At 65.3% G+C, this 6,476-nt stretch carries 6 protein-coding genes; 5 read left to right on the top strand and 1 reads right to left on the bottom strand.

Annotated elements, in window-relative coordinates; translation table 11 throughout:
• Positions 1–208, bottom strand: a 208-nt coding sequence (locus tag ACREE8_RS08185; protein ID WP_431572492.1) for a hypothetical protein, incomplete at its 3' end; no start/stop codon positions are given.
• Here ACREE8_RS08185 and ACREE8_RS08180 point away from each other — a divergent pair.
• The 5 genes from ACREE8_RS08180 to ACREE8_RS08160 form a co-directional block, all read left to right on the top strand.
• Positions 197–1,426, top strand: a complete 1,230-nt coding sequence (locus ACREE8_RS08180; protein ID WP_431572491.1) for an IS4 family transposase — start codon at positions 197–199, stop codon at positions 1,424–1,426. The genes ACREE8_RS08185 and ACREE8_RS08180 overlap by 12 nt on opposite strands.
• Before the next feature lie 257 nt (positions 1,427–1,683).
• Positions 1,684–2,046, top strand: coding sequence for a hypothetical protein (locus ACREE8_RS08175; protein WP_431572490.1), 363 nt, complete (start codon positions 1,684–1,686; stop codon positions 2,044–2,046).
• Positions 2,047–2,210: 164 nt separating this feature from the next.
• Positions 2,211–3,983 (top strand): adenylate/guanylate cyclase domain-containing protein, encoded by a 1,773-nt coding sequence (locus ACREE8_RS08170; RefSeq protein WP_431572489.1) that lies wholly within the window; start codon positions 2,211–2,213, stop codon positions 3,981–3,983.
• Between the two features lie 130 nt (positions 3,984–4,113).
• Positions 4,114–5,871 carry an adenylate/guanylate cyclase domain-containing protein gene (locus ACREE8_RS08165; protein WP_431572488.1) on the top strand — a complete coding sequence of 586 codons (1,758 nt, stop codon included), beginning with the start codon at positions 4,114–4,116 and terminating at the stop codon, positions 5,869–5,871.
• Between the two features lie 60 nt (positions 5,872–5,931).
• The coding region (locus ACREE8_RS08160) for an adenylate/guanylate cyclase domain-containing protein (RefSeq protein ID WP_431572487.1) at positions 5,932–6,476 on the top strand (545 nt) is incomplete at its 3' end.

The following is a 6,476-nucleotide window of genomic DNA, read 5'->3' as shown; positions in this document are numbered from 1 at the left end:
GGGCTACGGCATTCACGGAAGTGATTCCGGAATGGATGTAAATATGATTCAAGGTCTTCGGTGTGATTTTGCCGAGGGTGAGAGCTTGTTGTTTGGGGATATTCGGGTTGAGAAGCGGGCGGATTGGCTGATCGGGCGGGTTGCGGCGACGGGGTCGCTGGTTCTGCGCCAGTTGGGGGAGACCCGGGCGGGCGAGATGGCGGCGCATCGGTTTTTGTCCTCGCCCTACGTTTCGGTGGAGCGGATCGTCGAGACGCTGGCGAGCCGGACGGCGGCGCAATGTGTGGGGCGCCGGGTGCTGGCGGTCCAGGACACGAGCGAGATCAACTTTGCCGGCCGAGATAAGAAGCGGCGCGGGTTCGGGCCGGGCGGGAATGGGACGACAGCGGGGTTCTTCATCCATCCGGTGATCGCGGTGGATGTGGAGAGCGAGGCGGTGGTCGGGCTGGTCGATGCGGCGATCTGGACGCGGGGCCGGGAGCCGGCGGAGCCTCGCCGCCGCCGAGCTTCGGGGGAGAAGGAATCGGCACGCTGGCTGGCGGGGTGTGCGAGCGCGGCCGAGACCTTGAGCGGCGCGGCGCAGGTCACCATGGTGGCCGATCGGGAAAGCGATATTTATCCGCTCTTTGCCGGCAAGCCCGCGGGTCTCGATCTGATCGTGCGGGCGGCACAGAACCGCAAGCTGGCCGGGGGCGGTTGCCTGTTCGAGGCGCTCGAGGGCGCGCCCTGCCTGCGCAGTTGCAAAGTCCGGGTGGCGCCGCGCGGACCCGGCGACAAGGGTCGCGTCGCCACCGTGGAGCTGCGCGCCGGCAAGGTGCGGATCGCCCGGCCAGTCAACAGCCGTCGGAGGGAGAAGCTGCCCCGCTCGATCGAGCTCAATCTGGTCGAGGCTCGCGAGGTCGGGGCTCCGGCCGGCAAGACCCCGCTGCTCTGGCGCCTGCTCACCACCCATGGCGTGGCCGAGGGCGCGCAAGCCGAAGACGTCGTCCAGCTCTATCGGCTGCGCTGGCGCATCGAGCAGACCTTTCGTGCCCTGAAGAGCGACGGCCTCGCCCTCGAAGACAGTCAGCTGGTCGATGCCGAGCGCCTGTTCAATCTGGCGACCATCGGCTTGGCGGGGGCCGTGCGGACCATCCAGTTGGTCGATGCTCGCGATGGCGGCCCGCGTCCGGCCAGCGATGTCATCGACGAGGCTTTCGCCGTCCCGCTCGAACGCCTCTCCCGAAAGCTGGAGGGCAAGACCCTGCGCCAGAAAAACCCGCATCTACCCGGCTCTCTCGCCTTCGTCGCCTGGATCGCCGCGCGTCTGGGCGGCTGGAACTGCTACTACAAGCCGCCGGGGCCAAAGACCATGCGTCATGGCTGGAACCAACTCGCCGCCAGGCTCGAGGGATATGCCCTCGCTACCGAGATGCAAAATGTGTGAATCCCGTAGCTCCTGCGGGAGGGGGTAGGGGGAGGGGTTTGCTTCCGCATATAGCGAGATCGCGATCGTCAAACACGCTTTGAACTCGAAAGCGAAGCGATCATTCAGCTTATGGAGTGATTCAGAGGAACCGGGCGTCCGCGAGCTGGGTGCCTTTTACGTGAGTGATTTTTCCTCTTGCCAATTATACGCCTTTTGCGTATTATCTGCCGTGAAAAACCACACGTCACCGCAACCAAGAACCCGGGAGGATCGGCATGCCGAGAGGCTTCGTCGCGCGCGAACTCAGCATTCTGGCTTATGCGAATGGCTTCACGCTCTGGCACTACCGCACCAACGACAAGCCCGAGCTGGTTCTGTCGAGCGAATGCGGCAATCCCGACTACACCGGCTATTTCGCCCCCGCCTGCGATCTCCTGCGCCGCGGCGACCAGATCATCGTCAGCTTCGGCGGCGGCCCCGAGCCCGACCTCACGACCCTGATCGTCACCGAGGCCGTCCCTTGCGGTTATGTGACGGTGCGCCCGCTCGGCACGCGGGCCGAGCCCGAGCGCCAATCTCCTTCCTTCACCCCCGATCTCGACCCCGCGGCGGCCGAAGCGGCCACGACCGCCGGCTAGATCGTCCCGCTTCCGCCCCTTCTTCCGGTCCTTCGAAACGCAAGAGCGTGTCGGAGGACCGCGGAGGGCGGGTTTCTGCCCCACCCGTCAATCTCCCCTACCCCGTCCCGCTATGCTTTAATTCCTCCGACTGGACATTGGCTTGATCCCCAGGAGGGGCGGCCTTGGTCAAGGAGCGGGTGGAACGGCGGCTTGCGGCCATTCTGGCGACGGACGTCGCCGGCTACAGCCGGCTGACCGGCGCCGACGAGGAAGGCACCCTCGCCCGCCTGACGGCCCACCGCCGCGAGCTCATCGATCCCGCGATCGCCGAGCATCGCGGGCGGATCGTCAAGACCACCGGCGATGGCATGCTGGTCGAATTCGCCAGCGTGGTGGACGCCCTGCGCGGCGCCGTCGAGATTCAGCGCGGCATGGCGGAGCGCAATGCCGGTCAGCCGTCCGACCGGCGAATTGACCTCCGCATCGGCATCAATCTCGGCGATATCATCCACCAGGAGGACGACATCTTCGGTGACGGTGTCAATGTCGCCGCGCGCCTCGAAGGTCTTGCCGACCCCGGCGGCATTTTCATCTCGGATGACGCGCATCGCCATGTCCGCGGAAAAATCGATCTCACTTTCGAGGACCTCGGCGATCAATCGCTCAAGAACATTGCCCATCCGGTCCGGGTCTTCCGGGTTCGGCTGGGTCCCACCGCATCCAAGGCAAATCCCGCCGCCGCTCCTCTGACCCTCCCCGACAAACCCTCCATCGCCGTCCTGCCCTTCCAGAACATGAGCGGCGATCCGGGTCAGGAGTATTTCGCGGACGGCATCGTCGAGGAGATCATCACGGCCTTGTCGCGAATGCGCTGGCTCTTCGTGATCGCCCGCAATTCGAGCTTTACCTACAAGGGCCGAGCCGTTGACGTGAAGCAGGTCGGCCGCGAGCTCGGCGTGCGCTACGTGCTCGAAGGCAGCCTGCGCAAGTCCGGCGACAAGGTCCGCATCACCGGCCAGCTCATCGATTGCGCCACGGGCGCCCATCTCTGGGCTGACCGCTTCGACGGCGGACTCGAGGACATCTTCGACCTTCAGGATCAGGTCACTGCCAGCGTTATCGGTGCCATCGCACCCAAGCTGGAACAGGCCGAGATCGAACGATCCAAGCGCAAGCCGACCGAGAGCCTCGATGCCTATGACTACTACCTGCGGGCGCTTTCGGCCGCCCGTCAATGGACCCGGGAAGGCAATGCCGAGGCGCTCGCCCATTTCGCGCGGGCGATCGAGCTCGACCCGGACTTCGCCTCGGCCTACGGCATGGCGGCGCGCTGTTACTCGCAGCGCAAATCCAGCGGCTGGGTCGTCGATCTCGCGCAGGATGTTGCCGAAACGGCGCGATTGATCCGGCGGGTCGCGGAGCTGGGCAGCGGCGATGCCGTTGCTCTCTGCTCGGCCGGCTTCGCGCTCGGCCATGTCATGGGCAATGTCGAAGACGGCGACGCCATGATCGATCGGGCACTCGCCCTCAATCCGAACCTGGCCATCGCCTGGCTCTTCAGCGGCTGGGCCAAGGTCTGGCTTGGCGAGCCGGAACTTGCGATCGAACGTACCACATGGGCGTTGCGCCTGAGCCCTCAGGATCCGCTCGCTTACAGCATGCTGGGCGCCATGGCCTATGCTCATTTCCTAGCCGGCCGCTACAGCGAGTCCGTGTCATGGGCGGAACGGGCCATCCGCGAGCGTCCCGCTTATGGTCATGTCGCGGCGCGCGTTCTGGCGGCGAGCTGGGCTCTCGCCGGGCGACAGGATGAGGCGCGGAAAGCCATGACGAGATTGCGCGAACTCGATCCCGCTTTGAGGATGTCCAGCCTCAGGAACATGATCCCTGTGCGCCGGCCGGAAGACTACGCCAAGCTGGTCGAGGGTCTGAAGCTGGCGGGCTTGCCGGAATAGCTGTCGATTTCGTGACGGAACGGCGCCGTGGCGACGACGGTCTCCCCACCTCGACGCTGATTATGCTCTAATCGGACTGTGATCGAGCGGTGGCCTGTCCGGGGTGGTGGCGACGTTGGTCAACGAACGCGTGGAACGCCGGCTTGCGGCCATTCTGGCGACAGACGTCGCCGGCTATAGCCGGCTGACCGGCATCGACGAGGAAGACACCCTCGCCCGCCTGACCGCCCACCGCCGCGAGCTCATCGATCCTGCGATCGCCGAGCATCGCGGGCGGATCGTCAAGACCACCGGCGATGGCATGCTGGTCGAATTCGCCAGCGTGGTGGACGCCTTGCGCGGCGCCGTCGAGATTCAGCGTGGCATGACCGAGCGCAATGCCGATCAGCCCCCCGACCGGCGGATCGAGCTCCGCATGGGCATCAATCTCGGCGACATCATCTATCAGGACGGCGACATTTTCGGCGACGGCGTGAATGTCGCGGCGCGCCTCGAAGGTCTCGCCGACCCGGGCGGAATCTGCCTCTCCGACGATGCGCATCGCCAGGTCCGCGGCAAGCTCGATTTCCAGTATGAAGATCTCGGCGAACAGTCGCTCAAGAACATCGCCCATGCTGTGCGCGTCTATCGGGTGCAGACGGGCCCGATCTCGCCGGCGCCGCCATCCAGGATGGCGGCGTCCCTCGCCCTGCCGGACAAGCCCTCGATCGCGGTCCTGCCCTTCCTCAACATGAGCGGCGATCCCGCGCAGGAATATTTCGCCGATGGCATTGTCGAGGAGATCATCACGGCCCTGTCGCGCATGCGCTGGCTGTTCGTCATCGCGCGCAATTCGAGCTTCACCTACAAGGGCCGTGCCGTCGACGTGAAGCAGGTCGGCCGCGAGCTTGGCGTACGCTATGTGCTCGAGGGCAGCCTGCGAAAATCGGGCAACAAGGTCCGCATCACCGGTCAGCTCATCGACACGGCGACCGGCGCGCATCTCTGGGCCGACCGGTTCGACGGCGGGCTCGAGGACATCTTCGATCTCCAGGACCAGGTGACATCCAGTGTCATCGGCGCGATTTCACCCAAGCTGGAGCAGGCGGAGATCGAGCGGGCAAGTCGCAAGCCGACCGAGAGCCTGGACGCCTACGACTACTATTTGCGGGGGATGGCGGCCTACCTGAAATGGACCAAGGCAGCCAACGAGGAAGCGCTGTCGCTCTATTCGCGGGCGGTCGAACTGGATCCCAGATTTGCCGCCGCCTATGGCATGGCGGCGCGCTGCTACTCCCAACGCAAGACCAGCGGCTGGGTGACCGATCGCGAGCAAGACATCGCGGAAACCGCGAGGCTGGCGCAACTGGCGGCAGAGTTGGGAAGGGACGATGCTGTCGCACTCTGCACGGCGGGCTTTGCTCTCGCCTATGTGGTAGGCGAAACCGAGGATGGCGCCGCCTTGATCGACCGGGCTCTGTTGCTGAATCCCAACTCCGCGTGGGCCTGGTACTTCAGCGGCTGGGTCAAGGTCTGGCTCGGAGAACCGGATGAGGCGATCGAGCGCATCTCCCGAGCGCTGCGGCTGAGCCCGTACGACCCCGACCTTTGCAATATACACAGCGGTACCGCCTACGCTCATTTCGTCGCCGGTCGCTATACCGAGGCTGTGACATTCGCGGAAGCAGCCGTGCGGGAGCGGCCGGACCTCAAATCGGCGATACGCATTTTGGCGGCCAGCTGCGCCCTCATCGGCCGGCAGGAGCAGGCGGAGAAAGTGATGACGCGTCTGCGCGAGCTCGATCCGGACTTGCGGGTCTCCAATCTCCTGCAGGTCATTCCGTTGCGCCGGCCGGAGGACTACGCGAGGCTGGCCGAAGGCCTGAGGAAGGCGGGCTTGCCGGAGTAGTCGTGCTCACGTGAACTTGGTTTCGATCCCTTCGTGGGGGTGGCCTTGGTCAAGGAACGCATGGAACGCCAACTTGCGGCCATTCTGGCGATGGACGTCGCCGGCTACAGCCGGCTGACCGGCGCCGATGAGGAAGGCACGCTGGCCCGCCTGACGGCCCACCGGCGCGAGTTCATCGACCCCAAGATCGCCGATCATCGCGGCCGCATCGTCAAGACCACGGGCGACGGCGTGCTGGTCGAGTTCGCCAGTGTCGTCGATGCTTTGCGCTGTGCCGTCGAGATCCAGACCGCCATGGTCGATCGCGAAAGCGATCTGCCCAACGACCGCCGCATTGCCTTCCGCACGGGTCTCCATCTTGGCGATATCATCCACCAGGACAACGACATCTTCGGCGACGGCGTCAATATCGCCGCGCGGCTCGAGGCAATGGCCGAGTCCGGTGGCATCTGCCTCTCCGACGACGCCTACCGCCAGGTTCGCGGCAAGTTCGACTACACCTTCGACGATCTGGGCGAGCAGGCGCTCAAGAATATCGCGCAGCCGGTGAGGGTGTACCGGATCCGCCTGGGCGTTCCGGCCATCGCACCGGTCGCGAAGCCCGC

It is taken from the genome of Hypericibacter sp. (assembly GCF_050729195.1).
Lineage (GTDB): Bacteria > Pseudomonadota > Alphaproteobacteria > Dongiales > Dongiaceae > Hypericibacter.
Note: the sequence above shows the minus strand (reverse complement) of the source record. Positions and strands in the feature narration are given on the sequence as shown.